This is a genomic window from Acinetobacter sp. L-24, from assembly GCF_056857555.1.
In genome coordinates this window covers 41,855-68,833 of sequence record NZ_JBSXNI010000029.1, presented here as the reverse complement: position 1 = coordinate 68,833, position 26,979 = coordinate 41,855, and the positions used below count along the sequence as shown (strand labels likewise).

22 protein-coding genes and 5 tRNA genes are annotated in these 26,979 nt (G+C 44.7%); 11 read left to right on the top strand and 16 right to left on the bottom strand.

Annotation, left to right across the window (positions count from 1 at the left end; all coding sequences use genetic code 11):
- Positions 1-703 precede the first annotated feature (703 nt).
- From AC13CK_RS03520 to secA, 8 genes are all read right to left on the bottom strand, one after another.
- Positions 704-780, bottom strand: a tRNA-Pro gene (locus AC13CK_RS03520).
- 17 nt (positions 781-797) lie between these two features.
- A tRNA-His gene (locus tag AC13CK_RS03515) sits at positions 798-873 on the bottom strand.
- Positions 874-906: 33 nt separating this feature from the next.
- Positions 907-983 (bottom strand) — tRNA-Arg (locus AC13CK_RS03510).
- Positions 984-1,017: 34 nt separating this feature from the next.
- Positions 1,018-1,094, bottom strand: a tRNA-Pro gene (locus tag AC13CK_RS03505).
- A 151-nt stretch (positions 1,095-1,245) separates the two neighbouring features.
- Positions 1,246-2,313 carry a quinolinate synthase NadA gene (gene nadA, locus AC13CK_RS03500; protein WP_425880116.1) on the bottom strand — a complete coding sequence of 356 codons (1,068 nt, stop codon included), beginning with the start codon at positions 2,311-2,313 and terminating at the stop codon, positions 1,246-1,248.
- Between the two features lie 153 nt (positions 2,314-2,466).
- Complete coding sequence (gene argJ / locus AC13CK_RS03495) at positions 2,467-3,687, bottom strand: bifunctional glutamate N-acetyltransferase/amino-acid acetyltransferase ArgJ (RefSeq protein WP_425880115.1); 1,221 nt, start codon at positions 3,685-3,687, stop codon at positions 2,467-2,469.
- A gap of 158 nt (positions 3,688-3,845) precedes the next feature.
- Entirely contained in the window at positions 3,846-4,199 is a 354-nt protein-coding gene (locus AC13CK_RS03490; RefSeq protein WP_425880114.1) for a hypothetical protein, read from the bottom strand.
- 138 nt (positions 4,200-4,337) lie between these two features.
- The gene (gene secA / locus AC13CK_RS03485; protein ID WP_005248023.1) at positions 4,338-7,064 is read right to left on the bottom strand and encodes a preprotein translocase subunit SecA; all 2,727 of its coding nucleotides are present in this window, start codon (positions 7,062-7,064) and stop codon (positions 4,338-4,340) included.
- Between the two features lie 332 nt (positions 7,065-7,396).
- Between secA and AC13CK_RS03480 the strand changes: the two genes are divergently transcribed.
- Positions 7,397-8,038, top strand: a complete 642-nt coding sequence (locus tag AC13CK_RS03480; RefSeq protein ID WP_195725615.1) for a peroxiredoxin — start codon at positions 7,397-7,399, stop codon at positions 8,036-8,038.
- 239 nt (positions 8,039-8,277) lie between these two features.
- On the top strand, positions 8,278-8,886 hold the full coding sequence (locus tag AC13CK_RS03475) for a dual specificity protein phosphatase family protein (protein WP_051078820.1): 609 nt from the start codon (positions 8,278-8,280) through the stop codon (positions 8,884-8,886).
- Here AC13CK_RS03475 and AC13CK_RS03470 read toward each other — a convergent pair.
- From AC13CK_RS03470 to trpA, 4 genes are read right to left on the bottom strand one after another with little or no spacing between them, the layout of a single operon-like run.
- Positions 8,883-9,926 (bottom strand): SPOR domain-containing protein, encoded by a 1,044-nt coding sequence (locus AC13CK_RS03470; protein WP_129717557.1) that lies wholly within the window; start codon positions 9,924-9,926, stop codon positions 8,883-8,885. The two genes, AC13CK_RS03475 and AC13CK_RS03470, sit on opposite strands and share 4 nt — an antisense overlap.
- Positions 9,923-11,206, bottom strand: a complete 1,284-nt coding sequence (gene folC, locus AC13CK_RS03465) for a bifunctional tetrahydrofolate synthase/dihydrofolate synthase (protein ID WP_180087607.1) — start codon at positions 11,204-11,206, stop codon at positions 9,923-9,925. The genes AC13CK_RS03470 and folC overlap by 4 nt, the downstream gene beginning before the upstream one ends.
- A complete protein-coding gene (gene accD / locus AC13CK_RS03460; protein ID WP_004645174.1) occupies positions 11,203-12,099 on the bottom strand; it encodes an acetyl-CoA carboxylase, carboxyltransferase subunit beta in 897 nt (298 codons plus the stop codon). Before accD ends, folC begins: the two co-directional genes overlap by 4 nt.
- Positions 12,096-12,899, bottom strand: coding sequence for a tryptophan synthase subunit alpha (gene trpA / locus AC13CK_RS03455; RefSeq protein ID WP_004281668.1), 804 nt, complete (start codon positions 12,897-12,899; stop codon positions 12,096-12,098). Before trpA ends, accD begins: the two co-directional genes overlap by 4 nt.
- A 365-nt stretch (positions 12,900-13,264) precedes the next feature.
- Between trpA and AC13CK_RS03450 the strand changes: the two genes are divergently transcribed.
- Positions 13,265-14,599, top strand: a complete 1,335-nt coding sequence (locus AC13CK_RS03450; protein ID WP_425880113.1) for a Na+/H+ antiporter NhaC family protein — start codon at positions 13,265-13,267, stop codon at positions 14,597-14,599.
- Positions 14,600-14,647: 48 nt separating this feature from the next.
- Here the strand turns inward: AC13CK_RS03450 and AC13CK_RS03445 are convergent, their stop codons facing one another.
- Positions 14,648-15,685: a helix-turn-helix transcriptional regulator gene (locus tag AC13CK_RS03445; protein ID WP_482830942.1), complete on the bottom strand. Its 1,038-nt coding sequence runs from the start codon at positions 15,683-15,685 to the stop codon at positions 14,648-14,650.
- A 142-nt stretch (positions 15,686-15,827) separates the two neighbouring features.
- Between AC13CK_RS03445 and AC13CK_RS03440 the strand changes: the two genes are divergently transcribed.
- Positions 15,828-16,706 (top strand): metal-dependent hydrolase, encoded by an 879-nt coding sequence (locus tag AC13CK_RS03440; RefSeq protein ID WP_425880112.1) that lies wholly within the window; start codon positions 15,828-15,830, stop codon positions 16,704-16,706.
- 62 nt (positions 16,707-16,768) lie between these two features.
- On the opposite strand, the gene AC13CK_RS03435 is transcribed toward AC13CK_RS03440, so the two are convergent.
- A complete protein-coding gene (locus AC13CK_RS03435) occupies positions 16,769-17,761 on the bottom strand; it encodes a DUF2804 domain-containing protein (protein ID WP_213686886.1) in 993 nt (330 codons plus the stop codon).
- Between the two features lie 137 nt (positions 17,762-17,898).
- A complete protein-coding gene (locus AC13CK_RS03430) occupies positions 17,899-18,408 on the bottom strand; it encodes a DUF1543 domain-containing protein (protein ID WP_420937630.1) in 510 nt (169 codons plus the stop codon).
- A 484-nt stretch (positions 18,409-18,892) separates the two neighbouring features.
- Here AC13CK_RS03430 and AC13CK_RS03425 point away from each other — a divergent pair, with 484 nt between their 5' ends.
- The gene (locus tag AC13CK_RS03425) at positions 18,893-21,124 is read left to right on the top strand and encodes an NADP-dependent isocitrate dehydrogenase (RefSeq protein ID WP_114541831.1); all 2,232 of its coding nucleotides are present in this window, start codon (positions 18,893-18,895) and stop codon (positions 21,122-21,124) included.
- Positions 21,125-21,376: 252 nt separating this feature from the next.
- On the opposite strand, the gene AC13CK_RS03420 is transcribed toward AC13CK_RS03425, so the two are convergent.
- Positions 21,377-21,463 (bottom strand) — tRNA-Leu (locus AC13CK_RS03420).
- A 167-nt stretch (positions 21,464-21,630) separates the two neighbouring features.
- Between AC13CK_RS03420 and queA the strand changes: the two genes are divergently transcribed.
- The 6 genes from queA (at position 21,631) to yajC (ending at position 26,976) form a co-directional block, all read left to right on the top strand.
- Positions 21,631-22,665, top strand: coding sequence for a tRNA preQ1(34) S-adenosylmethionine ribosyltransferase-isomerase QueA (queA, locus tag AC13CK_RS03415; protein ID WP_005248041.1), 1,035 nt, complete (start codon positions 21,631-21,633; stop codon positions 22,663-22,665).
- Between the two features lie 16 nt (positions 22,666-22,681).
- Complete coding sequence (locus AC13CK_RS03410) at positions 22,682-23,710, top strand: hypothetical protein (protein WP_425880111.1); 1,029 nt, start codon at positions 22,682-22,684, stop codon at positions 23,708-23,710.
- A 49-nt stretch (positions 23,711-23,759) separates the two neighbouring features.
- The gene (locus AC13CK_RS03405) at positions 23,760-24,329 is read left to right on the top strand and encodes a LemA family protein (RefSeq protein ID WP_425880110.1); all 570 of its coding nucleotides are present in this window, start codon (positions 23,760-23,762) and stop codon (positions 24,327-24,329) included.
- A gap of 113 nt (positions 24,330-24,442) precedes the next feature.
- Positions 24,443-25,285, top strand: coding sequence for a DUF4303 domain-containing protein (locus tag AC13CK_RS03400; protein ID WP_425880109.1), 843 nt, complete (start codon positions 24,443-24,445; stop codon positions 25,283-25,285).
- Positions 25,286-25,415: 130 nt separating this feature from the next.
- Positions 25,416-26,546: a tRNA guanosine(34) transglycosylase Tgt gene (gene tgt, locus AC13CK_RS03395; protein ID WP_005252828.1), complete on the top strand. Its 1,131-nt coding sequence runs from the start codon at positions 25,416-25,418 to the stop codon at positions 26,544-26,546.
- A gap of 100 nt (positions 26,547-26,646) precedes the next feature.
- The gene (gene yajC / locus AC13CK_RS03390; RefSeq protein WP_004645158.1) at positions 26,647-26,976 is read left to right on the top strand and encodes a preprotein translocase subunit YajC; all 330 of its coding nucleotides are present in this window, start codon (positions 26,647-26,649) and stop codon (positions 26,974-26,976) included.
- Positions 26,977-26,979: the final 3 nt, after the last annotated feature.

Here is a 26,979-nt window from a genome sequence, read left to right as displayed (position 1 = left end):
TCTATCTCTAGAAAGTCAACCAGTAATGAAAACTATTTTTCAAACTTATCAAATAAAACCCAACTCAATTAAACTCAACTAAGTCACTGTTTTATCAGAAGTTTTAATCTTCATCACCGCCGATGGATGTGCATTCTACAGCATTCCCGACCCAATACAACCCCTATTCTTAAATAATTCAGCAAAAATATCACGACTGTTTATTTATTCTACAAAAATTATAGGTTTTTCTATTTTTCACTCAAAATTTATTCAATTACTGATGTTTTAAAGTAGTTTATTTACTTATCAAAGGATATTTCTAGTTAATTTAATTGCTATATCTATCTAAAAATTTTTTATTGTCTTTATTTCAGATCAAACACAACAGATGAGTTAATAAAATAGATTTACTATGGAATCCCTTACCCATTTTAAAAATATAATCCTTCTCCATCCATTAAAATTCCATTCAACAAGATAATCACTCTATAGATAAACTCTGGTTGAATTGTTGAATGATTAAAATTAAAAGTGAATCAATGCGAGAAGAAAGCAATCTTCAATGCACAGTTTTATTAGATGAAAAATAATTTAATAGGGGTTCGAGCATTCATCATGATAGCCACCGATAACAATTGTATATTTTTTATTCACATTGAATTTCAGGCATAAAAAAAACCGCTTAACGCGGTATCTTTTATCTCGACCATCTTGAAGGAGATGGTCGGAGCAGTAGGATTCGAACCTACGACCCCCTGGTCCCAAACCAGGTGCACTACCAGGCTGTGCTATGCTCCGATTTCAACTTTAAAAGTTGGGGTGAATGACGGGATTCGAACCCGCGACAACTGGAATCACAATCCAGGGCTCTACCAACTGAGCTACATCCACCATCATTTTGATTCTTAACATCAAGCGACCAAATGGCGCGCCTGACAGGATTCGAACCTGTGACCATCCGCTTAGAAGGCGGATGCTCTATCCAACTGAGCTACAAGCGCGTTACTGATGCAAACATCATTTGCCTTGAAGAATTGGTCGGAGCAGTAGGATTCGAACCTACGACCCCCTGGTCCCAAACCAGGTGCACTACCAGGCTGTGCTATGCTCCGATTCATCTCAGCTTTCGTATCGAACATCGTTCGGTACGGTGTGCATTCTAGGCGTGACGCCCGGAGACGTCAACACCTATATTTAAAAAAAACCGAAAAAACGCTTCAAGCGTTTATTTATCAATCGCTTCAGACATTTTTTATACAAATTTTAACGTTTTAGTCCGGCACTAAAGTTCAGCATGCGATCTAGAGGTAGTTTCGCTCGTTCAGCAAGTGCCGGATCGACATGTACTTCCTGATCTTTATGCTGTAACACATGCAAGATACCATCCAGCTCGTTCATGGCCATCCAAGGACAATGCGCACAAGAACGACAGGTCGCTCCCTCTCCTGCGGTTGGTGCCTCAATCAGGATTTTATCCGGTACTGCCTGCTGCATTTTATAAAAAATGCCGCGATCAGTAGCGACGATTAAACGCTGATTCGTCAAAGTCTGTGCTGCTTTAATTAATTGTGAGGTACTACCCACGGCATCGGCAATCTCGACTACAGACATCGGTGATTCGGGATGTACCAGAACTGCCGCATCCGGATAGAGCGCTTTCATATTGGCAATACCACGTGAACGGAATTCTTCATGCACGATACAGGCGCCATCCCAGAGCAACATCTCTGCACCGGTTTTTTTCTGGATATAACGACCCAGATGCTGATCGGGTGCCCAGATGATTTTTTCACCCAGACTGTCCAGATGCTCGATAATTTCCACTGCACAACTTGAAGTGACGACCCAATCGGCTCGGGCTTTCACGGCCGCTGACGTGTTAGCATAAACCACCACGGTATGATCCGGATGCGCATCACAAAAAGCGGTAAATTCATCAACAGGACAACCCAGGTCCAGTGAGCAGGTCGCTTCCAAGGTAGGCATCAGCACGGTTTTATTGGGTGAAAGAATTTTAGAGGTTTCGCCCATAAATTTCACACCAGCTACCACAAGCGTTGAAGCTGGATGATCGCGACCAAAACGCGCCATTTCCAGTGAGTCGGAAACACAGCCACCGGTTAGTTCAGCCAGTTCCTGGACTTCAGGGTCGCAATAATAATGCGCCACCAAAACAGCATCCTGTTTTTCCAGCTCTGCCTTGATCTGTGCAAATTTGTCCAATTTTTCCTGCTGGCTCATTTGATGTTCTTGAGGAACATCTAAACGATCTAAATGCGCCTGCACAATCGATTTAGCTTCATTGGCTATTAATTTGGTCGCATCACTCATAACAACTCTTACTCTACCCTCATGGTTCACTATTCAATGAACCTTTCACCCTACATCCCGGTCATCTTTGGCGAAGTGCTATTTTTGACCAGTCATTAAAAACTACAAGATATAAAAAAAGCCCCACAACGGAGGCTTTAGAAACGATCTGAATTATGAGCGATAATCTGCATTGATTTTTACGTAGTCATACGACAGGTCACAGGTATAAACCGTATCTTTTGCCTGACCTCGTCCAAGATCAACACGAATCGTCATTTCAGCCTGGGCCATCACACGTGCACCGGCTGCTTCAGTATAGTCTGCTGCCGCACCACCATCTTTGCAGATTTGTACATCATCTAACCAAACCTGAATTTTTGCAACGTCTAAATTTGGCACACCGGCATAACCAATCGCTGCCAGAATACGGCCCCAGTTTGGATCAGAAGCAAAGATCGCGGTTTTGACCAGCGGTGAATGCGCAATGCTATAGGCAATATCGCAGCACTCTTGAGTATTGCCACCACCTTCTACAGTCACGGTAATGAATTTAGTCGCACCTTCACCATCACGTACGATCAGTTGCGCAAGGCGTTTCATGGTACGTGTCAATACATCTAGCACCACTGCATAACGCGGATCTTCAGTCGAAGTGATTTCAGCACCACCGGCTTGACCTGTGGCAATAAAAATACACGAATCATTGGTTGATGTATCACCATCAATGGTAATACGGTTAAACGATACATTGACTGTTTCAGTTAACAACTGTTGAACCAGTTCACGGCTGATCGGTGCATCCATCGCAACATAACCCAGCATGGTCGCCATATTCGGGCGAATCATGCCTGCACCTTTGGAAATACCAGTCATGGTATAAGTCACACCATCCAGCTCGAACTGTTCTGACGCACCTTTCGGAGTGGTATCTGTGGTCATGATTCCGGTCGCTGCGTCGACCCAAGCATCATCACGCAATGAATCCAGCGCAGGCTGTAAACCTGTAAGTAACCGCTCCATCGGAAGCTGCTCACCAATCACACCAGTCGAGAATGGCAACACTTCAGCAGCCTGCACGCCTGCAAGTTCAGCCAGCTTGGCACAGGTGGCTTCTGCATTTGCCATACCTGTAGGGCCTGTTCCTGCATTGGCATTTCCGGTATTGATTACCAGGTAACGTGGATTGCCCGCTTGCAAATGGGCTTTAGATACATGCACTGGTGCTGCACAGAAGGCATTCTGGGTAAACACTCCAGCAACATTGGAGCCTGCAGCCAGTTCAAATATCACCAGGTCACGTCGGTTCTGATAGCGCACATAGGCTTCAGCCGAACCAATTTTAACCCCTTTCACCACATGCATCTGTGGCATAGATACGTCACCAACTGCCATTTTAAAGTCCAATATTGAAGTTTCAGAAAAATACAGCTTAGTTGATCTGCAACAAAAAATCGAGCCAAAGCCTGAGCCAACCTGAGATTTGTTATGGATTTTCACAATAAAAAACCAGTCATCAAGACTGGTTTCTACATTTTTAAAATAAGATATTTTTAATTTTGTGCAAGTTGTCCAGATTCGCTTAACAAAGCCTGTTTCGCCTGTTGTTGACTTGCAGTAGAAAGTGCCGGATTTGTAGCAACAATACGGTCTACATTTGCTGCATTGGCAGCTGCAATCGCAGCCGTCTGCAACACAATCGGACGGTTCTGGTTGGCAAAGGTATAACGGATGCCGGTACGTGGGCTTGCCACAGTTACTTGTGCATCGGTACGTTGTACTTGAGCAGTAGTCGTACCCACCGCTTGCTGAACTTTATCAATTGTTGTGGTCGCTGCAGTTTGGGCAAAACTTAAGGCAGGTATTGCCAAAGCGGCAATCATGAGCGTTTTTAATACTTTTTTCATTCAGGTTATTCCACTTTGAGGTGTTGAATGAGCCATTAAATAGCATTTAATTCTTAAGACTGCAAACAGTATTCAATTTTTGAAAACTCTTCATACATAAAAAAATCAGAGCCATGTGGCTCTGATTTTTAATAGCGTTTAGATCTTGCCATGACACTGTTTGTATTTCAGGCCTGAACCACATGGACAAGGTGCATTACGACTTGCCGGCGCTTCAAAGACTGGTGCTACCGGATTGGCCTGAGCATTTTGCTCGGTCGTCACCTCATGTTCGCCTGCCAACAAGCCGTCAAACTCTTCATGAGATAACTGCAAACGCATTGCCTCAGCCTGTGCCTGCTGCTGTGCTTCCATTTCCGCCAGCTCTTCAGGGGTCGGTACGTGGATGCGTGACAGATCTGTTACGACATCTGACTTGATTGTACCGAGCATGTTTACAAACAGGTTATAAGCTTCTTTTTTATATTCCTGCTCTGGATTCTTTTGCGCATAACCACGTAAATGAATACCTTGACGCAGGTAATCCATCGCTGCCAGATGCTCTTTCCAATGACGATCCAGAGAATTCAGCATAAAGTGACGTTCAAGCGAAGCTGCAGATTCTTCACCCATTTGTTCACGACGTGAACGGTAGCGGTTCAGTACTTCATCGGTAATGCGCACCACCAAAGCTTCTTCATCCAGACGACGGTCCTGTTCCAGCCATTGTCCGATAGGAAGATCCATCGAAAGATCTTCACGCAGCGCCAGTTCCAGACCTTCAATATCCCACTGGTCATGAATCGATTCAGGCGGAATATAGTTGGCGATTACACCCTGCATCACTTCACGGATCATTTCTTCAATATAATCCTGCAGTGAATTTTCTGCCAGAATGTCGTCACGCTGACTATAAATGATCTTACGCTGTTCGTTATTGACGTCATCGTATTTTAGCAAGTTCTTACGAATATCGAAGTTACGTGCTTCCACTTTACGCTGCGCATTTTCAATCGAACGAGACACCATTTTGTGCTCAATCGCTTCATCTTCCTGCAAGCCCATAGCACGCATCATGCCGACTACGCGATCACCGGCGAAAATACGCATCAAGTCATCTTCAAGTGACAGGTAGAAACGTGATACACCCGGGTCACCCTGACGACCAGCACGACCACGCAGCTGGTTATCGATACGGCGTGATTCATGACGCTCAGAACCGATAATATGCAAACCGCCAGAATCCAGCACGGCCTGGTGATTAACATCCCATTCTGCTTTCAGACGCGTTTCATCTTCAGGAGTCGGGTTTTCAATTTTAGCCAGTAATGCTTTCCAGTTACCACCGAGCAAAATGTCGGTACCACGACCGGCCATGTTGGTGGCAATCGTCACTGCACGCGGCGCACCGGCCTGCGCAATAATATCGGCTTCACGTTCGTGCTGTTTGGCATTCAGTACTTCATGCTGGATACCTGCAGCTTTTAGCTTATCCGACAGAATCTCAGAAGCTTCAATCGTTGCTGTACCAATCAAGATTGGCGCAACACCTGCTTCATGCACACGCTGAATTTCTTGAATAATCGCGTTATATTTCCCTTCACGATTTAAGTAAATTAAATCGTTATGGTCTTGACGAATCATTGGACGGTGAGTCGGAATCAGTACCACATCCAGGCCATAAATTTCTTTCATTTCCGCTGCTTCGGTATCAGCAGTACCGGTCATACCGGATAATTTTTTATACAGACGGAAATAGTTCTGGAAGGTTGTGGTTGCCAGAGTCTGGTTTTCTGGCTGGATTTCCAGACCTTCTTTGGCTTCTACGGCTTGGTGCAAGCCTTCAGACCAACGGCGTCCCGGCATGGTACGACCGGTATTTTCATCGACAATAATCACTTCACCATCGTTGATGATGTATTGGACATTACGTTGATAGAGATAATGCGCACGAATCGCTGCAGTGACATGATGCAACAGGTTCAGGTTCGACGCTGAATACAGGCTCTCGCCTTCTGCCAGCAAGCCCATTTCAATCAATTCACTTTCAATGGTTTCAAAACCCACTTCCGTAATTTCAACTGAACGCTGTTTTTCATCAATCCAGAAGTGACCGCCATCCGGCACTTTCTCTTCTTTCTGTGCCTGTAATTTTGGTGGAATATTATTGATGGCTGCATAAAGCTGTGAAGAATCTTCACTTTGACCGGAAATAATCAACGGGGTACGCGCTTCATCAATCAGGATCGAATCGACCTCATCGATAATGGCATAGGTCAAACCACGCTGCTTTTTCTCTGCTAGCGAGAACACCATGTTGTCACGCAGGTAGTCAAAGCCAAATTCGTTATTGGTACCGTAAGTAATATCGGCACGATAAGCTTCCGCTTTTTCCATCGGATTTTGCATGGAATAAATAATGCCGATGCTTAGACCTAAAAATTCGAATAATGGACGGTTTAACTCGGCATCACGTTGCGCCAGGTAATCGTTCACGGTAATGACATGTACACCTTGGCCACTGATGGCATTCAGATAACAGGCCAAAGTACCCATCAGGGTTTTACCTTCACCGGTACGCATTTCTGCGATTTTGCCTTCGTGCAAGGTAATACCACCGATCAGCTGCACGTCATAATGACGCATGCCCATCACCCGCTTCGCGGCTTCACGACAGACTGCAAATGCTTCAGGCAATAGTTTATCGAGGGTTTCACCCTTATTATATCGTTGTTTGAATTCTTCAGTTTTTGCAGATAAGTCTGCATCGCTCAGGGTAGATATCGTCGGCTCGAGCACATTAATCTTGTCTACGATTTTACGCATGCGTTTGAGTTCGCGCTCATTTTTGGTACCGAAGATTCCTCCGATCAGACTTGCCAACATGAATAGACTCTCTAAATCTTGCTTGTCAAATGAATATGTTCTTAGTCGTTATTATGGTGCTAGAAATTTGAACTACAAGGGTTTTGCTGTAAAACCGCTAAAAAAATCTGATCCTTAGTTCTAGCCCTAAGATCTAAGGCAAAGTAATGTAGCAAATTTTCCCTGTGCAACATAGTCAATTAAGTGACTGATTTTTGCGCTTCTGGATAGATGGATATCCTACTTATGCAATTTACTCATAAAGAAAGCAAAAAACACTATTTTTAATCATAAAAAAATTGGTTCATATTAAATCCTATCTCGACACTAAAAGACCAATTGAGGCTAAAAAGATGAGTTTACGTCTAGGCGATACCGCACCGAATTTTGAACAGCAATCCAGTGAAGGCCTGATTAATTTTTATGACTTTCTGGGTGATAGCTGGGGCATTTTATTTTCACACCCTGCTGACTATACACCAGTATGTACGACTGAGCTTGGCTATACCGCAAAACTGAAAGACGAGTTTGCAAAACGTAGCGTGAAAGCCATTGCCTTGTCGGTCGATGATGTTGAATCGCATCATGGCTGGATTAAAGATATCAATGAAACCCAAAACACCACGGTGAATTTCCCGATCATTGCCGATCAGGATCGCAAAGTTTCTGAGCTGTATGACTTTATTCATCCGAATGCCAGCGAAACGCTAACAGTTCGTTCTTTAGTGGTCATTGATCCCAACAAAAAAGTCCGTTTGATTATTACTTATCCTGCATCGACCGGTCGTAATTTCCATGAAATCTTGCGTGTGGTGGATTCACTTCAACTCACCGATAAACATAAAGTGGCCACGCCTGCGAACTGGCAGCACGGTGATGATGTGGTGATTGTCCCTTCACTGAAAGATGAAGAAGAAATCAAGCAACGTTTTCCAAAAGGTTATACCGCGGTTAAACCTTACCTGCGCTTAACGCCACATCCTGAGCAAAATTAAAAGGACTCCTTTTTAATTTTGCGCAAGACAAGCGAAGCGCGTAGCACAGGATAAGATGGAGCTCGTAGTAAAGAATAAGAGAAACTCTATTTTCCACATTTTATGCTTTATCGAATACTACATTGACGTGCTACGGGTTCGATTTCTCTATACAGCCTGTCTTCGGATAGGCTTTTTTATATTCAAAATCTCATATCCACTTTAAACTTGAAATAACAAAAACAACATCTATGCTCTGTATGAAAATCTGCATATTTCCAATCCTCATGAGTGGCTACCTCCTAACCACAGGTTGCATGACTACGCCTGCCCTGCCTGAACCTCAACGTCCTCAGCATTGGGGACAGCCCATTCATCAGAATCATAATTTTCATCAAATCAGCAATTTTGTCTATCGTAGTGAGCAGCCTTCAACTGAACTCATTCCTTTATTAAAAAAGCATCAAATCGATGTAGTTATTAATTTACGTTCACGGGATCAAGACAGCTTTGTTTTGAGCAATGAAAACTTTCAGCTACATCATGTACCCATACATACCTGGGCAATTGATCGGGAAGATTTATTGAAAATTATGCTACTGATTCAGCAAGCACAACAAAATCACCAGAAGGTGCTCTTGCATTGTTATCACGGTTCAGACCGAACTGGTGCAAGTGTCGCCATGTACCGGATTATTTTTGAACATTGGCCGATTGAGCAGGCACTACAGGAAATGAAACATGGCGGATATGGTTTTCATGCCATTTGGCACAATATTGAAAATTTATTTACCCCTGAAAATGTAAAATGGATTCGCGAGCAACTCACGAATCCATCTACAGAAACTTTGATTAATACTAAGAATTAACGCTTATCTAGCGGCACCCAATCGTTCACCCAAGCTGATTTCATATTCAGGCTGGCATCAGACGCAATTTTCTTACGAAGTGCATCTGCAGTCTCACGGTCTTTGGACGGACCCACCATGATACGTACACCTTTAGACGTTGAGCTTTTGGTTACTTTATAACCTTTGGCACGCAGTTTGGCTGCTACAGCATCTGCATTGGCTTCATTCGCTGCCAGTGCCACCTGCACCATCCATTGCTTGTCCTCTTCACCTTCCAGTAACTTACGCGCCTGTTCAGCTTCTGCTTTCTTCTTGGCTTCTTCGGCTGTAGCCTTTTTCTTGGCTTCTTCAGCTTTACGTTTTTCGTCAGCTTTACGTTTTTCCTCGGCAGCTTTACGTTCAGCTTCTTTCTTTTCAGCCGCTTTACGCTCTTCCTCGGTTTTACGTTTTGCTTCAGCCGCCTTACGTTCTGCTTCGGCTTTTTGCTGTTGCTCTAACTTGCGTTTTTCTTCAGCGGCTTTACTTTCAGCAGCTTTACGCTCTGCTTCTTTCTTGGCTGCGTCAGTAGAACTATTGGCTTTTTGTTGGTCCAGCTGCTGCTGGGCTAACTTTTTTTCTTGCACCGCTTTTTCTTCAGCCAGACGTTTCTGCTTGGCCTGTTCATCTTCCACCAGTTCTGGTGGAATATTATCGGAACTTTGCTGTCCTAGGCGGTGTGCATTCAGGGCAGCATATTCTTCAGCCGCTTTACGTGCAGCATCTGCTTCAGCCTGCTGTTGCATCGCTAAAAATTCGGCTGCACGCGCCTCCTGTTCTGCAACCGCTTTTTCGCGATCACGGCGTTGCTGTTCAAGTAAACGCTTTTCTGTTTCTACATCGACCGTCAAAGAACCGAGCGAATGATTGCCTGCCTCTTTATTTTCAACTTCCGCAGCCTGTGCCGGATTTTGCTGACGGTCCTGATTGATTTCATCTTGGCCTTTCAGGAGTAATGCTGCCAATAAAACACCACCACCGAGTAAAACAACACCGCCCATCCAGCGCTGTTTGTTATTCATTGACATTCTTCCAAATACTCCCATACCGCTTCTAAGGTATGAAATGATCCACATACCAAAATCAGCTGATTATTATCTGTTTGATCCAGGGCTGATTTAAAAGCTAATTTTACATTATCAAATTGTTCTACCGCCTCACCGCTTAAAGCATCAGCCAAAACTGTGACCTCTGCCGCACGTGGGACGAATAATGGTGCAATTTTCCACAATTGAACCGTGTCTTTCAATAACTTGACGACAGAATTTATATCTTTATCTGCCAGCATTGAAAATACACAAATGACTTCATTATATTTTTGATTGTAATTTAAATAATCTCGTAATTGTTTCAGCAGAAATTCCACCCCATGCGGGTTATGTCCTGCATCAAAAATCACGGTTTTATTCTGGATTTGACGGATTTCAAACCGTCCCGGCAATTTTGCCGTTTGAATGCCTTGTGCAATTGCCTGCTGGCTGACGTTTAATCCGCTCAGCAGAATGGCGGCCACGGCGGTAGAAATATTATCCAGTGCCAGCGAACCTGTTGGGAGTTTTAAGGTCGTACCCGATGAAGCAAAAGCCCAGCTTTGGCCATCTTCAAAGGCTTTATAGAAATAATCCCGGTTGATTGCATACAAAGATGCATTACATTCTTGAGCTTTATTTAGAATGGCTTGCGGGATCTGTTGCTGTCCACCAAACACGACTGGAATATCCGGGCGAATAATTCCGGCCTTTTCAAAAGCAATTTTCTCGATGGTGTCACCAAGCCAGTCAGTATGATCCAGACCAATATTGGTAATCACCGCAACATCCGGATTGACCACATTGACCACATCCAGACGGCCGCCTAAACCAACTTCCAGCACCCAGACATCACAGCACTGATCTTTAAAAATCACAAAAGCAGCCAGTGTCGTGGCTTCAAAGAAAGACAGGCTCAAACCGCATTCGCGACGAGCCTGATCGACCTGAACAAAAGCATCAATCAGCAACTGATCTTCCACTTCAATGCCGCGCAATTTAACACGCTCATTGAAACGGTACACGTGGGGGGATTGATATAGCCCGACCTTGAAGCCTTGCGCATTCAGGATCGCGGCCAGCGTGGTGGTGGTCGAACCCTTACCATTGGTTCCTGCCACCGTCAGCACTTTGGCCTCTGGAGATGTCACGCCCAGCTTTTCAGCTACAGGAATAACCCGTTCCAGACCTAAATCAATACCCGTAACGTGAACATGGCTCCAATAATCGAGCCATGTATTTAAAGAATCTGTTGCTAAGGGTGCTGTGTTCAATGCAAATTCATCAACTTCGTAACGATACGATAAACTGTATCACGTAATGCATGACGGTGAACAATCTGATCGATTACCCCATGATCAAGCAAATATTCCGCGCGCTGGAACGGTTCTTCCAGTTTTTCACGTACAGTCTGTTCGATCACACGTTTACCGGCAAAGCCAATCATCGCTTTCGGTTCAGCAATATGTACATCACCCAGCATTGCCAATGATGCGGTCACACCGCCGTACACTGGATGAGTCAATACCACTACATAAGGCAGACCTGCTTCTTTTAAACGCTGGATCGCAGCCGAAGTACGCGCCATTTGCATCAGGGACAACATGCCTTCCTGCATACGAGCACCACCCGAAGCAGCAAAACAGATCAAAGGTTGACGAGCTTCAATCGCATGTTCTGCAGCCTGAACAAAGCGGTCACCGACCACTGTGCCCATAGAACCGCCCATGAAGTCGAACTCAAACGCACAGGCAATCATCGGTACGCCTTTCAGCAAACCTTGAATTACTACCAATGCTTCGGTTTCACCAGTTTTCTTTTGTGCTTCCGCCATACGGTCTGGATAGGCTTTACTATCGACAAATTTCAGCGGATCTTTGGCTATAAATTCCTGACCCAATTCTGTTTGTACCTGATCAAAGAACCAGTTCAAACGCTCACGGGCTTTCATACGCAAATGCTCATCACATTGCGGACATACATAGGCATTGAATGACATGGCAGTACGGGTCACCAATGCATGACATTCAGGGCACTCAATCGTAGGCTCGGTAAATGTCGCTTTATATGCCGTTTGCTCATCGGGTACCTGAATGCCCGGAACAGTACGCTCCGTCCATGGGGTCGATGGGCTCAGAATTTTGCCTGATTTCACTTGTTGACTCATACTAACTCATCGAGCGCTGCTCGAAGCTCCTTGACTTTATTCACCGTCGCAATAACGGCTTGTTCTGGTGCGAGCGTTGCAAACTGCTTTACAAACGCACTACCCACAATAACTGCATCGGCAGCAACACCCATCGCTTTCGCAGATGCAGCATCACTGATACCGAAACCTACGCCTACAGGAACATCAGTCACAGCTTTAATCTTTTGAATGCGTGCAGCGGCTTCAGAGACATCTAAAGTTGCTGCACCGGTCACGCCTTTCAGTGACACATAGTAAATAAAGCCGCTGGCCTGTTTTGCTACATGTTGAATACGTGCATCGGTTGAAGTTGGTGCCAGCAGGAAAATCTGATCCATGTCATATTTTGCCAGTACTTCACCCAGACTTTTTGCTTCTTCTGGTGGCAAGTCCACCAGCAGTACGCCGTCTACTCCACATTCATAGGCATAAGCCACAAACTTTTCATAGCCAATTACTTCAACCGGATTCAGATAACCCATCAGCACCACTGGTGTTTCGCGGTCTTTCAAGCGAAATTCTTTCACCATGTGCAGTGCATCCAAGGTATTGGTTCCACCAGCCAGAGCACGTTCAGCAGCTAGCGCAATCACCGGCCCATCGGCCATCGGATCCGAGAAAGGAAGTCCCAGCTCAATCACGTCGACACCCGCCTCCACCATCTCATGCAGCAAAGGCACTGTGACTTCTGGATGCGGATCACCCGCCATGACATAAGAAACTAAAGCTTTACGCTGTTGAGATTTAAGTTGTCCAAATCGTGTGGCTAAACGTGACATAGGGTGGTATTTTCCTTAACGTGTTTCAAACTTGAGGCATTGACTATGTAGAAATACAAGACATCGCATTGTAACGCTATTTTTTGTCCAATGAACAGTCTGCGATACCGACCTCGAGTACTTCATTTCCTGTGCGAAGATTTCAAAACAATTCGGAAGGGTCTATTTACGATTATTTTGATTTTTTTCACAATGATCAAAGATGCCTAATTTTGCTATTACCTAAAATCTTGAATATTTAGATAAACTTATTTTTATCATATAAAAATTAATAAAAATGCAGATGTTAGCGCATTCATTTAAAGTTTTCTGAAATTGCAAAACCTGCTTTATACTAGTCCTATTCTCTTACTTTTTTATCTCCTATGCAGACTGATTCTGAGGCTACAGTGCAGGCACGCGCCATTGCACTGCTGCCGCTTATTGTATTTTTAACCATATTTTTGGGTAGCGGGATCTATCATTCCCTGATCGGAACCGAGTTCGCGTTCTATCAGGTGAAAGCGCCTGTGGCTGCCCTGCCTGCGATTATCTTGGCTGCATTAGTATATCGCGGCAAACTCAACCAGGGCATTGAGGAATTCCTCAGAGGTGCCAGTCATCCGAACTTAATTCTGATGTTTATGGTGTTTATGCTGGCCGGCGCCTTTGCCAGCGTCAGTAGCGCCATTGGCAGTGTGGATGCTACCGTGCAGATGGGCTTGTCGGTTATCCCACCCACATTTATTCTACCGATGTTATTTGTGATCTCGGCCTTTATTGCCACGGCGATGGGTACCTCCATGGGTACCATTGCGGCCTGCGCACCGATCGCTTTTGGTTTCACCCAGGTTACCGATATTGACGTGATTTATGCGATTGGTGCGGTGGTTGGCGGTGCTATGTTTGGTGATAACCTGTCCATGATTTCGGACACCACCATTGCGGCAACCACCAGCCAACGCGTACAACTGCGTGACAAGTTCAGGGTCAATGTCTGGATTGCGGTCCCTGCATCAATCGTCACTATTTTGATTTACGTATTGAGTACTGGCAGTAGCAATGCGGTGGAATACAAGGATTTTAACTGGCTTCTGGTTTTACCTTATATCGCCGTATTTATTTTGGCCTTTAGCCGTTTACACGTTCTGGCTGTACTGACCATTGGCGTACTACTTTCCGGCTTGTTTGGCCTATTTGCCACAGCTGAATTCGATCTGCTCAAACTGAATACTTCAATTTACGATGGCTTTGTCGGCATGTTTGAAGTGGCGTTATTGTCGATGTTTCTGGGTGGCCTGTCGGCGATCATGCAGCGTGAAGGTGGTTTACGCTGGCTGATCGAGCGTATTTATAGCCTGACCCGTCTGTTTAAAGTTGGGAAGCAACGTGCCGGCGAAATCGGGATTAGTTTTTTGGTGGTGTTTTCGAATATCTTTGTGGCCAATAATACCGTGGCGATTATTCTGTCTGGTGATATGGCACGTGAAGTTGCCAAAGAATACGGCGTAGATCCTAAGCGTTCTGCAGCACTGATGGATATTTTCTCCTGTGTGGTGCAAGGGTTGATTCCCTATGGCGCACAGTTACTACTGGCCTGTTCCATTGCAAAAATCTCGCCGGTTGAACTGATTGGTGGTGTGTACTATTGCTGGATTCTGGCCATTTTTGCGATTGCTGCGATCGCGTTTAGATTCCCTCAGGTGAAAGCAAGCACTTAATCCATCATCCTGCGAAAATAAAAAAGCGACCGATACCGGTCGCTTTTTTCAGCTTCGTGCTTTGTGTAACTGCCTTTTTCGCTCTAACAAGGTCTGTCCGGTGGCTGCCTTATAGGCCCGTGCCAAAGCCGACTGATCAGAATAATCCAGCTGCTCGGCAATCTCGGTCAGACCTAATCCCTGCTGCAACAACAGCTCGCAACGTTTAATCCGCTGCTGTTCCAGCAGTTTTTTAAATGAAGTGCCATGAGTGCTGAACAAGCGCTGCAAACTACGTGTCGACATCAACAACTGCCGGGCAAGCTGTTCAACTTTAATGGCCTGATGCTGGGTCCGCAGCTGTTCGGCAATCATTTGCTGCGCCTGTTCCAAATGATTCTCAAGGGGCGGCTTGGCGGCAATCGCCTGTTCTGCCTGATGCACCAGCAACTGCAACAGCATCGGATCTGCCTGCTCAGACCGATGTGCCAGTCCTTGCAAATCCAGCTCTATGCCATAATAGTCCTGAGAAAATCTCACCTCACTGGCAAAAAACTTTTGATAATGTATTTTCGCTATGTCAGGCACATGGGCAAAACGTACACAATGCAGTAACAGTTGATGATCCTGCAAAATGACGCGTCCCAATTGCACCATCGCGGCCATGGTCAGTTCATTTAGCAGATTATATTTTTCGTCCAGATAGGCCCAGTATAATTCAATACTGTGTTCATGCTGCTTCAACTGCAAAGGTACAAACTCACCGCCATCAACCACCAGTCGCTGAAAACGCATGATATGGCGAATCATTTCCGCAACGCTGCTGCTGCGCGAAGCCATATAACCGAGCACACCAAAATGCTCTGGGCGAATGACTTGTACAATCTCGAAAATCAGCTGCGGACAGTTTAAATACTGCCGGGTTGTTAAAAGAAGCTGATTCAATAATTCCAGAGGCACTTGTGTGGCAAAAGGCTGATCAATCAGGGGAACAAGCGCTTCATGTACATCTTGCAGAAAGTCAGCTTCCAAAGGCTCAATTTGCAGACTGCGCAGATAAGTCGCCCAAAGCTGAATATAACCATTGGATATTTTAATTTCTTGCATGCGCGCTTCTCGCTGCCTGCTTTAGTCTGAGCAGTTTTATTTTCATTTGGCATAAAATGTATAAAAATTGGCAAGCGCTGTCAAAACAATTACGGCATTCCCCGACATACTGTTCGCATCGTCACAAAAAAGAACGTACAAGATGAATGCAGTATTAAAATCTTTGATAAAGCCCGTAGTACGGACCCAGCTTGATTTTAAACTGGATGAAATTCCACGCTACTGGTTGGGCGGCGATCCCTTTCTGACCCGAATGTTCGATGCCCTGAGCCTGACCTTTCCTGATGGCGAGCGCTATTTTATTCAGAGCGTGCGCCTGTTTCGCAATCAGATCACAGACCCGGAACTGCAGCAGCGTGTTGCAGATTTTATTCGTCAGGAAGCACAGCATGGCATTGCCCATGAAAAAATGAATCAGCTGATGCGTGAACAAGGCATGCCCGTCGATGATTTTATCGAACGTTTAAATAATATGTTCGCCTATGACCTCAAACATCGTTCAGCACAGTTCAATATTGCAACTACGGCAGCGGCAGAACACTTGACCGCGCTAATGGCCGAGACTTTTTTTGGACAGAAAGATACGTTAAGAGATGCCCATCCTTTTGTTCGTGCCATGTTTGCCTGGCATGCCATTGAAGAAATGGAACATCGTGATGTGGCTTTTGACGTGATGAAAGAGGTCGCAAAAACACCTGAATGGATGCGCAAAATGACCCTGCTCAGTACGACATTTTTGATGTTTAGTTATACCGCCTATCGCGCCAATGTCATGCTGAAACATGATGGCTTCAGTGTCTTAGAGCGTCTGCAAATGAACCTGAAAGGACTGCCCTGGTTGTTTGGCCGTAACGGCACCTTGACCCGCATGGGCCCACAATATCGGGACTGGTTTAAAAAAGACTTCCATCCTAGTCAGCATCCGGTTATTGCGCAATATGATGTCTGGGTAAAAACCTTAGCCGAAACCAATGACCCGATTCAGGCCGGTGAAGCCTTCTGGCAGGCCGCCAAAGATTAAGCTCAAATCAAAAGAGCCTTCAAAATTGAAGGCTTTTAAATTAGGTCTTATGTCCTGCACTTTTACCATTTGGCATAATGCTGTTCAAGCAAGGCATATTCATTTAGTAAAATAATTTCCTGATCATCCTGCTGAATCGTTCCGGAAACCTTGGCTTGCCACTGACTAAACTGGCTCCCGACCAGACGCAGGTTGAGATTTTCATAACGGCGCCAGCCTGTGCTGACCATCAGATTCAATCTTTCATCCAGCGACTGAATCGTCCATTGGTTTTCCGATTCCTGTTGAAACAGCACATCGGCCAAGGGATAAATTTTCCCATTGATCCACAGACAGTTTTCGTTACCGAAGCTTTCATTTACGCCTGACGCCAGATTAATACCAATCCGGTTCTGGTTCAGATCCCAGAAATTACAGGACAGCCAGAACCAGGCGGTTTCCGGGCGCAAAAAGCCGCAGGTATCATCCAGAGAGGCAAAGCTGCGTTCATTAAACTGGATGGTTTCACCTTGCTTGTTAATGAAAAAACCTTCACAGCCCAAGGTGGTTAATTTCTGGGTATAAGTCCAGCCATTTATGCCGGTCGGACTGCACATACTCAGTGGATCAGTTCCGGCACAAAAAATTCGCGCACTGAGTTTAATCTCGCCATATTTGCTGACATTGATATAACGCACGCCGTTGGCATGCTGGATATCGATCTGAAAAGGTGAATTATGGAAATAACTATGATTAAACAGTGGCTGTTCATCCAACACGGTGTTGCGTGACAGGAAATTAATCGCATTCCATTCCAACACTTCATTGGTCATATGGTTATAGACATAGACAAAACCATGCCCTGCCCATGCAATATCGGCAATTGCCAGTCCAATCGTATAATGCTCATGCTGAATACTACAGAATTTGAATTTTTTATATTTTAGATGCTTGCGCCAGCCTGACAGCACATGACCATAAGGATTTTTGTATTGATATGCCTGATAGTCAATACTTTTTGGAAGCTCCTTAAAACGTCCATAACGCGGTTGTCCATTTGCCTGAATTAAATCCATTTAAGACATTCCATCTCAGTCAAAACTGTTTTTCCTTGGCAGTATTATGCCAATTATTAAATTTTGATAAAGAGGTTTTTTAAACCGCTTGTCGAATCATCAAGCCAGCCGCAGGTTTAATTCAATCGCAAACTGCTTTAAATCGTGAGATAGGTATTTTCCCAGCGATTGCCACTAAAGCTGCCCTCTAGCAGTTGGACGTAGCGGCCATAAACCTGATCGATGGCAATACAGTCATCTACATCCAGAACACGGTCAGTATGCTGTTTTTGCCAGTGCCTGGCGAAGTAAGCTTTACCGCGCTGTTTAGCGACCATGGCATTCTGCGCAACCACCAGCACATAACGATGCAACTCGCCAAATTCGCGTGGATCATAACCACCCAGATTAATCAGCCAAAGTTTTTCATCGGATTGCTGTGGCTGTGCATCAGTAAATTGCAGCGCATAGGACTTGCCTTCAAACTCTAGCCCGTTGATTTGCGCCCAGGCATCAATATGCAGACCTTTCTGTTCCGCAAACCAGGCATTTTTCAATTGCGGATAGGTATCTTCCAGACTCTCTCCTATTGCCAAAACCACATCATGAACTTCTGTATTGGCACGCGCATGACGACCACCGAGCATCACAATAAACAAGCTGGGCATTACATTTCCTTGTTAGCGTCAATCTTTAAGATCATTTCATTGATGCTTGCCAGTATAGCGCAAAGCTATTCCATGATGATGTAGCCCTCTGCCAAGGACAAATTTGCATCATCAGCCTGACTGAATTTGCGCAAAACAGCATCCAGTCACTCGGTATCCATCTCCATATCGAGGATCAGTTTAAGCCTGTGTCAGGATCAAAAAACCATTTTCAGTGAATACAATTGGCTAGCGAATCATTTCCGATCATTTTCATCAGGATTTACAGCGATAGAGGATTATTTTTTTGTACAAAATACAAACACGGCTAAACCGCACAAATCTGTATAAATTTTCGCCCAAATTTCAATCTAAAGGCATATTTCGTTGACTGAAATGCGCTGAAAGACGATACTCTCAATGTTTTTATTTAAGCAAATCGGTTCAAAGAGGCTGGGCCAAAAGTTCGGTCCTCAGAAACTCAATCCAACGCAAGGGGCTATATATGGCTGGTGGAAAGTCAACTATCATTTACACACTGACCGACGAGGCGCCATTACTGGCGACTTATTCTCTGCTGCCGATCATTGAGACCTTTACTAAGCCAGCTGGCGTTGAGATCGTCAAAAGTGACATCTCTGTAGCTGTGCGCGTGCTCTCCGAATTTACAGATTACCTAAGCGAAGAGCAAAAGGTGCCTGACACTCTAGCTGAGCTAGGTCGTCTTACACAAGATCCAGACACGAACATTATCAAACTCCCAAATATCAGTGCTTCTGTTGGCCAGCTAACAGCGTGTATCAAGGAACTTCAGTCTAAAGGCTATGCAATCCCTGACTATCCTGAAAACCCGACCACTGAAGAAGAAAAAGCAATCAAGGCACGTTATAGCAAATGTCTTGGTTCAGCAGTAAACCCTGTTCTACGTGAAGGTAACTCAGATCGTCGTGCACCTGCTGCCGTTAAAAACTACGTGAAAAAACACCCTCATTCTATGAGCGAGTGGAAACAGTGGTCTCAAACTCACGTTTCACACATGGACGAAGGTGACTTCTACCACGGCGAAAAGTCGATGACTTTAGACCGCGCCCGTGATGTGAAAATGGAATTGATCACCAAGTCTGGTGAAACCATTGTTCTTAAGCCAAAAGTTGCGCTTCAAGACGGCGAAATCATCGACTCAATGTTCATGAGCAAGAAAGCACTTTGCGACTTCTACGAGAAAGAACTTGAAGACTGTCGTGAAGCAGGCATCCTGTTCTCTTTACACGTTAAAGCGACCATGATGAAGGTGTCTCACCCAATCGTATTTGGTCACTGTGTAAGAATCTACTACAAAGAAGCATTCGAAAAACATGGCAAGCTTTTTGATGAGCTTGGCATTAATGTCAATAACGGTATGGCCGGTCTTTACGAGAAGATCGAGACACTTCCAACTTCTCAACGTGAAGAAATCATCCGTGACCTGCACGCTTGTCAAGAACACCGTCCAGCACTGGCGATGGTTGATTCAGCAAAAGGCATCACTAACTTCCACTCTCCTAACGACGTCATTGTAGATGCTTCTATGCCTGCCATGATCCGTGGTGGCGGTAAAATGTGGGGCGCTGATGGCAAACCTTACGACTGTAAAGCAGTTATGCCTGAATCTACATTCGCGCGTATTTACCAGGAAATGATCAATTTCTGTAAGTGGAATGGTAATTTTGATCCAAAAACCATGGGTACTGTACCGAACGTTGGTTTGATGGCACAAAAAGCTGAAGAATACGGTTCACATGACAAGACTTTCGAGATCTCTGAAGCCGGTGTTGCAAACATCGTTGATCTTGAAACTGGTGAAGTGTTGATGTCACAAAACGTGGAAGAAGGCGATATCTGGCGTATGTGTCAGGTGAAAGACGCACCGATCCGCGACTGGGTAAAACTTGCAGTTACTCGTGCACGCAACTCTGGCATGCCGGCAATCTTCTGGCTTGACCCGTACCGTCCACACGAAAACGAACTGATCAAGAAAGTTGAAAAATACCTGAAAGATCATGACACCACTGGTCTTGACATCCAGATCATGTCACAAGTACGTGCAATGCGTTATACGCTTGAACGTGTTGCTCGCGGTCTAGATACTATTTCTGTAACAGGTAACATCCTGCGTGACTACCTGACTGACTTGTTCCCGATCATGGAATTGGGTACATCTGCGAAAATGTTGTCAATCGTGCCATTAATGGCAGGTGGTGGCATGTACGAAACAGGTGCAGGCGGTTCTGCTCCTAAGCACGTACAGCAGTTAGTTGAAGAAAACCACTTACGTTGGGATTCACTCGGTGAATTCATGGCGTTGGCGGTATCTTTAGAAGAAATGGGTATTAAAGAAGGCAATGACGACATCAAGTTACTTGCTAAAACTTTAGACCAAGCGACTGGTAAATTGCTAGATAACGACAAGTCTCCTTCTCGTCGTACTGGCGAATTGGACAACCGTGGTAGCCATTTCTACCTGGCGAAATTCTGGGCTGAAGAACTTGCTGCTCAAGACGAAAATGCTGAATTGAAAGCGAAATTTGCACCACTTGCAAAAACTTTAGCTGAAAATGAAGAGAAAATCGTTGCTGAGCTTGCAGCAGTTCAAGGCAAATCAGTAGACATCGGCGGTTACTACGCAGTTGATCAAGAGAAAGTAAATGCAGTGATGCGTCCAAGTGCAACTTTGAATGCAGCGCTTGAAACGATCTAAGCTTTTGCAAAACTGACTGAGTCAGTAATGTAGAAAAACCGGCGTCTAGGCGCCGGTTTTTTTATATCTGATTCATGCATCGCAATCACTGAAGTAATCTATTTTTTAAACGATGCTATGTAGTGTTATTTTCACGAGTTATCTTTTAAATCAAGCAGATAATTTTGAAGAGCAGAGAAAAAGAAACAGGTTATTATTTTTCAGGCAATAAAAAACCCCAAGACTGAATGTGCTTGGGGTTTTTTAGAATTTTGGTCCCGAGGGTCGGACTCGAACCGACACGTCATCTCTGACAGCGGATTTTGAGTCCGCCGCGTCTACCAATTTCACCACCTCGGGAGTGGATGAAAGGTATAATACGCGATTTCTCAGCACTGTCAACGCAGAATATTTGCATTTGTTTATTTTTAAAACAAATCGCATTTTTTCGTTTTAAAATCGAGCAATTCCCGCCATAAAAAAGAAAAAAGTTTATACTAGCCGCAGTTTTTTTAGCGTAAATCATCATGCAACTTTCTGATTTTAATTTTGATCTCCCCGATGAGCTGATTGCTCGCTACCCACTGGAAACACGCAGTGCCTCTCGCCTGTTGCACCTCGATGCCCAAGGTCAATATCATGACCATCAATTTACCGATATTCTGGATTTACTTGAAGACGGCGACTTGTTGGTATTAAACGACACCAAAGTCATGAAGGCCCGTTTAAAAGGTAAACGTGCTTCAGGCGGTGCGGTAGAAGTGCTGGTTGAGCGTATGCAAGATCGCTTTATTGCCTATTGTCATATTAAGGCCAGCAACACTCCGAAAGCCGGTGCAGAACTTTTTATTGGCCCGGATGCAGTGAAAGTGACCGTACAAGGCCGTCATGAAAATCTGTTTATTGTGGAATTTTCACAGCCGATTTTAGACGTCTTAGACAAATATGGCGCCCTCCCTATTCCGCCCTATTTCAACCGTGAAGCGGAAGAGATTGATACTGAACGTTATCAAACCGTGTTTAATGACCCAACCAAACTGGCCAGCGTTGCAGCACCTACTGCCAGCCTGCATTTTGATGCCGATCTGTTGGCAAAATTGGAAGCCAAAGGGATTCAAAAAACTTTTGTGACCCTACATGTTGGTGCAGGTACTTTCCTGCCAGTGCGTACCGATGATATTCAAAATCACATCATGCACAGCGAATGGTGCGACGTCCCTGAAACTGCGGTCGAGATGATTCGTCAGACTAAAGCCCGCGGTAATAAAGTCATTTCTGTAGGCACGACTGCCACCCGTGCAGTCGAAAGTGCAGCACAAGCACATAACGGTGAACTGGCAGCCTGGACAGGTGATACCCAGATTTTCATCTATCCGGGTTATCAGTTTAAAGTGGTCGATCGTTTGATCACTAACTTCCATTTACCAGAATCGACCCTGTTAATGCTTGTGTCTGCCTTGTCCAATCGTGACAATATTCTCAATGCTTATAAGCATGCAGTAGACAGCCAGTATCGCTTCTTCAGTTATGGCGATGCCATGCTGATTGATCAGGCGAAATAAGCGAGAACCATTGCCCATGCCGATCGAGTCTGTACAACAGTCCATTCATATTCGCCGCAAGAAAAATGCAGTGGTGTTTCAAAATATCGCTCGGCTTTGGGATCTGAGCCAACAGGCAAAAACACATCAGGAACTGCTAGACGGATTGCATCCCTGGAATGGCCCGATTACGCTCAAGTTTGAAAATAACCTGCCACTCGCGCTTGCCGGAATTGGGCTTTTTCTGATTGGCAGCATTTTTATTGCGCCGGGAAATATCTGGATTCAGGGCAGTGTTTTCCTCGGCTGTCTCTGCATCTTCTGGGCCTATATTTGCTATGAACAGCAGCAGCCCTTAGAGGAAGTCATTGCTTTTCTGGAAGAACAGGCATTGGCCAAGAAATATCAGCTTGCCTTTCAAAAACAGCCACAGCATATTTCCATGCCACTCAATCCCCTGCACTTTATCCGGCATTTAAAACAATTATTTCCAGTATTCAATCAAGGTTCGTTGAGTAATGAAATTCAACGTTATGCCAGCACGGTCTGGGAAGACGAAAATGGCCAGCAACATCAGGTACTACTCTTCCAATACCACTATATTGATGAAGTGCAGGCCCGAAACAAGGAAGGTCAGCCAGTCAAACTGATGCAGGTTCATAAAGACCTGTGGGGCGTGTTTGTGTTTGATATCCAGATTCAGGGACTGGCCGTTACGACTTCCAGAAAGAAATTTTATTATCCTTATAGCCATCCCTGGCACAGCAGCGATATTCGCACCAATCAGCGCTTAAGCTTTTATGGTAGTGATCCGCTGCAAACTGCCAAATTACTCAGTCCAGGTTTTGTCCTACGACTGGCCGACTTTTTTGAACAGCGTCAGGGTGATTTACTGTTTCACCCGGAAAACAAGATGCTGTGCTATCTGGGGCCACATGATTTATTTCAGGTATCGAGCAAGCAGCAGAATATTAGCGATATTTCCACATTGCGCGGTCACCTGAGAACGTTTAAATTAAAACAGCTCGAAAACTTACAACATGATCTGCTGCAGTTTTTAAAATAAATTTTTCGCATCATTTTTTAAATATAGATATAGCTTGGGGAGATCTCGGATGGGATTTTTGATTTTATGTTTGGTCATTGTGGCACTGATTGTCGCGATTATCATGATCCGCAACAGTATTGTCCGTCATCATAACGCCACGATTCGCGCCTGGTCGGATGTCGCCAGTTATGAACGGCAAAAACTGAAAATTCTGGATGGGCTACAACCGCTGGTCGAGCAATACTCGAGTTTTGAAAAAGGTACGCTTGAAAAAGTCACCGAACTGCGTCAGAACATCGTGAATCTGAATATCAAGGATGCCGATATTGGGCAGTTACAACGCATTGAAAGCCTGAATAAACAGTTGATGCATAGCCTGAATGTGGTGATTGAAAATTACCCGGAGCTGAAAGCCAATGACATCTATCTGAAAATGATGGCTGAAATTGAAGAACAGAATGAAAATGTCGGTGCTGCGATTACCATTTATAATCGCAATGTCGAGCTATTTAATAACCAGATCCAGATTTTTCCACACAACATCATTAACAATATGTTGCTCAGAAAAAAAGTGGTGCGGCCTTTCCGTGATCAAAGCGTGACCCAGAATTTTGATTACCGTCCGAACTTTCACTGAGTGAACAGCAAGATCTGATAAAATTTTGCATCCTTGGCGCATTAACTTATTATAAAAATAGCCAAGGATGCGGCTGTATCTGTCTAAAACTTATAAAATAAAGAATAAAAATTATGCTGGATTATTTAGAGCACTTGCAACAGATGCTGGTCGAGGAATTTTATCGGTTATACGACCATTATCAGGATGATGAAATCTATGCCTGTAGTCTGGTCTTTGACGAATTTTTACTGCTGGATAATCTGGCGATCTCGACTGAACGTAGTATTTTTAAAGATCCAGAAGATCCTCAGCAATATCTGGCGGAACAGGATCGCTGGAATGTCCAGAAATGGCGTTATCGGGCCCACACTTCACCCGACTCAGGACTCATCCCCTTTAAAACCTTGCTGGCCGATTATTTTAAAACCCAGCATAGCTTTGGCCATCCGGTATTGGCACAGCACAAACAGCTGCACGCGACGCATCTGGAGTTATTGCTGGATAGTTTTAAACAGGCCAAACATCGTCTTTCTGAAGCCTATGGTCTGGATCTGGATAGCATCATGTTTTTCATGAGCCTGCCCACCCAAGTCGAATTTGAATGCCAATCTGCACAGACACTTAATCCGGCCCATGTTCATTTACAAGAATTTCTGGCATCCAGACAAACTACTCATTTACCTGCCATGCAGAAACGCTTGAAACTCTCGCAAAACGACAAGGATATTCTGATTGATCTGGAGCAGATGCTGGTGATGGAGCCTTATGACTATTTGCAAGTGGCACAAGATGCCTATTTGCTGACCTTGGAATCCTACTTTGCCGATAGCAATATTTATATCCAGAAACTGATCCAGCATATCGCTGCAATGGCCTCTGAGCCGGATGGCAGCTGCACCTTTAACCGGGAAGATATCCAGCAGCGCTTGCAGCAGTTTTCTGCCCATCCGCCAATATCTCCGGATGTTCTCTAGCTTCAGCGATAAATAAAATTACAGAGCGAATGCTCTACAATGCTGGCGTTTAGTGTAAGAATCAAGGAAAATAGCGCCCTTTAGCTATAACAATCAGCGAACTGTTTTTTCGCCTTGATGTGGAACTCCTATGAAGTTTGAAAAATTAGGTCAGTCGGGCCGTGCCCGTCGTGGTCGTTTAACGCTTGAACATGGTGTGGTGGAAACCCCGATGTTCATGCCTGTGGGTACTTATGGTACGGTCAAGGGCCTGTTACCACGCGACATTAAAGAGATCAAATCTCAAGTCATTCTGGGCAATACTTTCCATTTGTATCTACGTCCAGGACTGGATGTAATTCGTGAACATGGCGGCCTGCACGGATTCATGAAATGGAATAGTCCCATTTTGACCGATTCAGGCGGCTTCCAGGTCTTCAGTCTGGGCGCAATGCGTAAAATTAAAGAAGAAGGTGTGACCTTCCGCTCGCCGATTGATGGTTCAAAAGTATTTTTATCTCCTGAAATTTCAATGGATATTCAGCACACGCTGAACTCTGACATTGTAATGATTTTTGATGAATGTACCCCGTACCCTGCGACGCATGAAGAAGCGCAAAAATCGTTGCAACTTTCTTTACGCTGGGCCAAACGCTGTAAAACCCAGCATCATGACGTGCTGAAAAACCGTAATGCGCTGTTCGGTATTATTCAAGGCGGCATGTATGAAGATTTACGTGATGAATCTTTAAAAGGCCTGCTAGAAATCGACTTTGATGGTTATGCGATTGGCGGCCTGTCCGTTGGTGAGCCAAAAGAGGAAATGATCAAGGTACTGGATTATCTTCCAGAAAAAATGCCTGCAGACAAACCGCGTTATTTGATGGGTGTCGGCAAGCCTGAAGATATTGTGGAAGCGGTACGTCGTGGTGTGGATATGTTTGACTGCGTGATGCCAACCCGAAATGCACGTAACGGTCACTATTTTGTGACAGACGGCTTGGTGCGGATCCGTAATAGTAAATATCGTCATGACCAGAGTCCACTCGATCCGCATTGCGACTGCTATACCTGCCAGAACTTTACCCGTGCCTATTTATTCCATCTTGAGAAATGTGGAGAAATGCTCGGCTCTATGCTCGGTACGATTCATAATCTGCGCTATTACCTGCGTTTGACTGAAGCGATGCGTGATGCATTAGACAACGGTACATTTGACGAATTTGTTCATGACTTTTATGCCCGCCGTGGCCTGGAAGTGCCACCTTGTCCGCAAGATTAATCCATCAGTATTTGCGCTGAGGAAAAAGACAATGTAAATTGCAAGAATATATCAATTTATTATCGAGTTGATCACCAGTTTTTTATTTTAGGAAAATGTAATGAGCCTTTTTATTTCGACTGCTCACGCTGCAGGTGAAGCTGCACAACAACCAAGCATGATGGCGAACCTTTTGATGATTGCTGTTTTTATTGCAATCTTCTATTTCTTGATCTGGCGTCCTCAATCTAAACGTGCCAAAGAACACCGTGCTTTGGTCGACAGCCTTGGCGTTGGCAGTGAAGTGGTATTTGCAGGCGGATTAATGGGCAAAATCACCAAGATTGAAGGTGACTTCGCAGTGGTTGAATTGAGCCGTGGTGTAGAAGTCAAAGTTCAACGTGCAAGTGTGATTTCAGTCCTCCCTGAAGGCACTTTAAATAACCTTTAATCA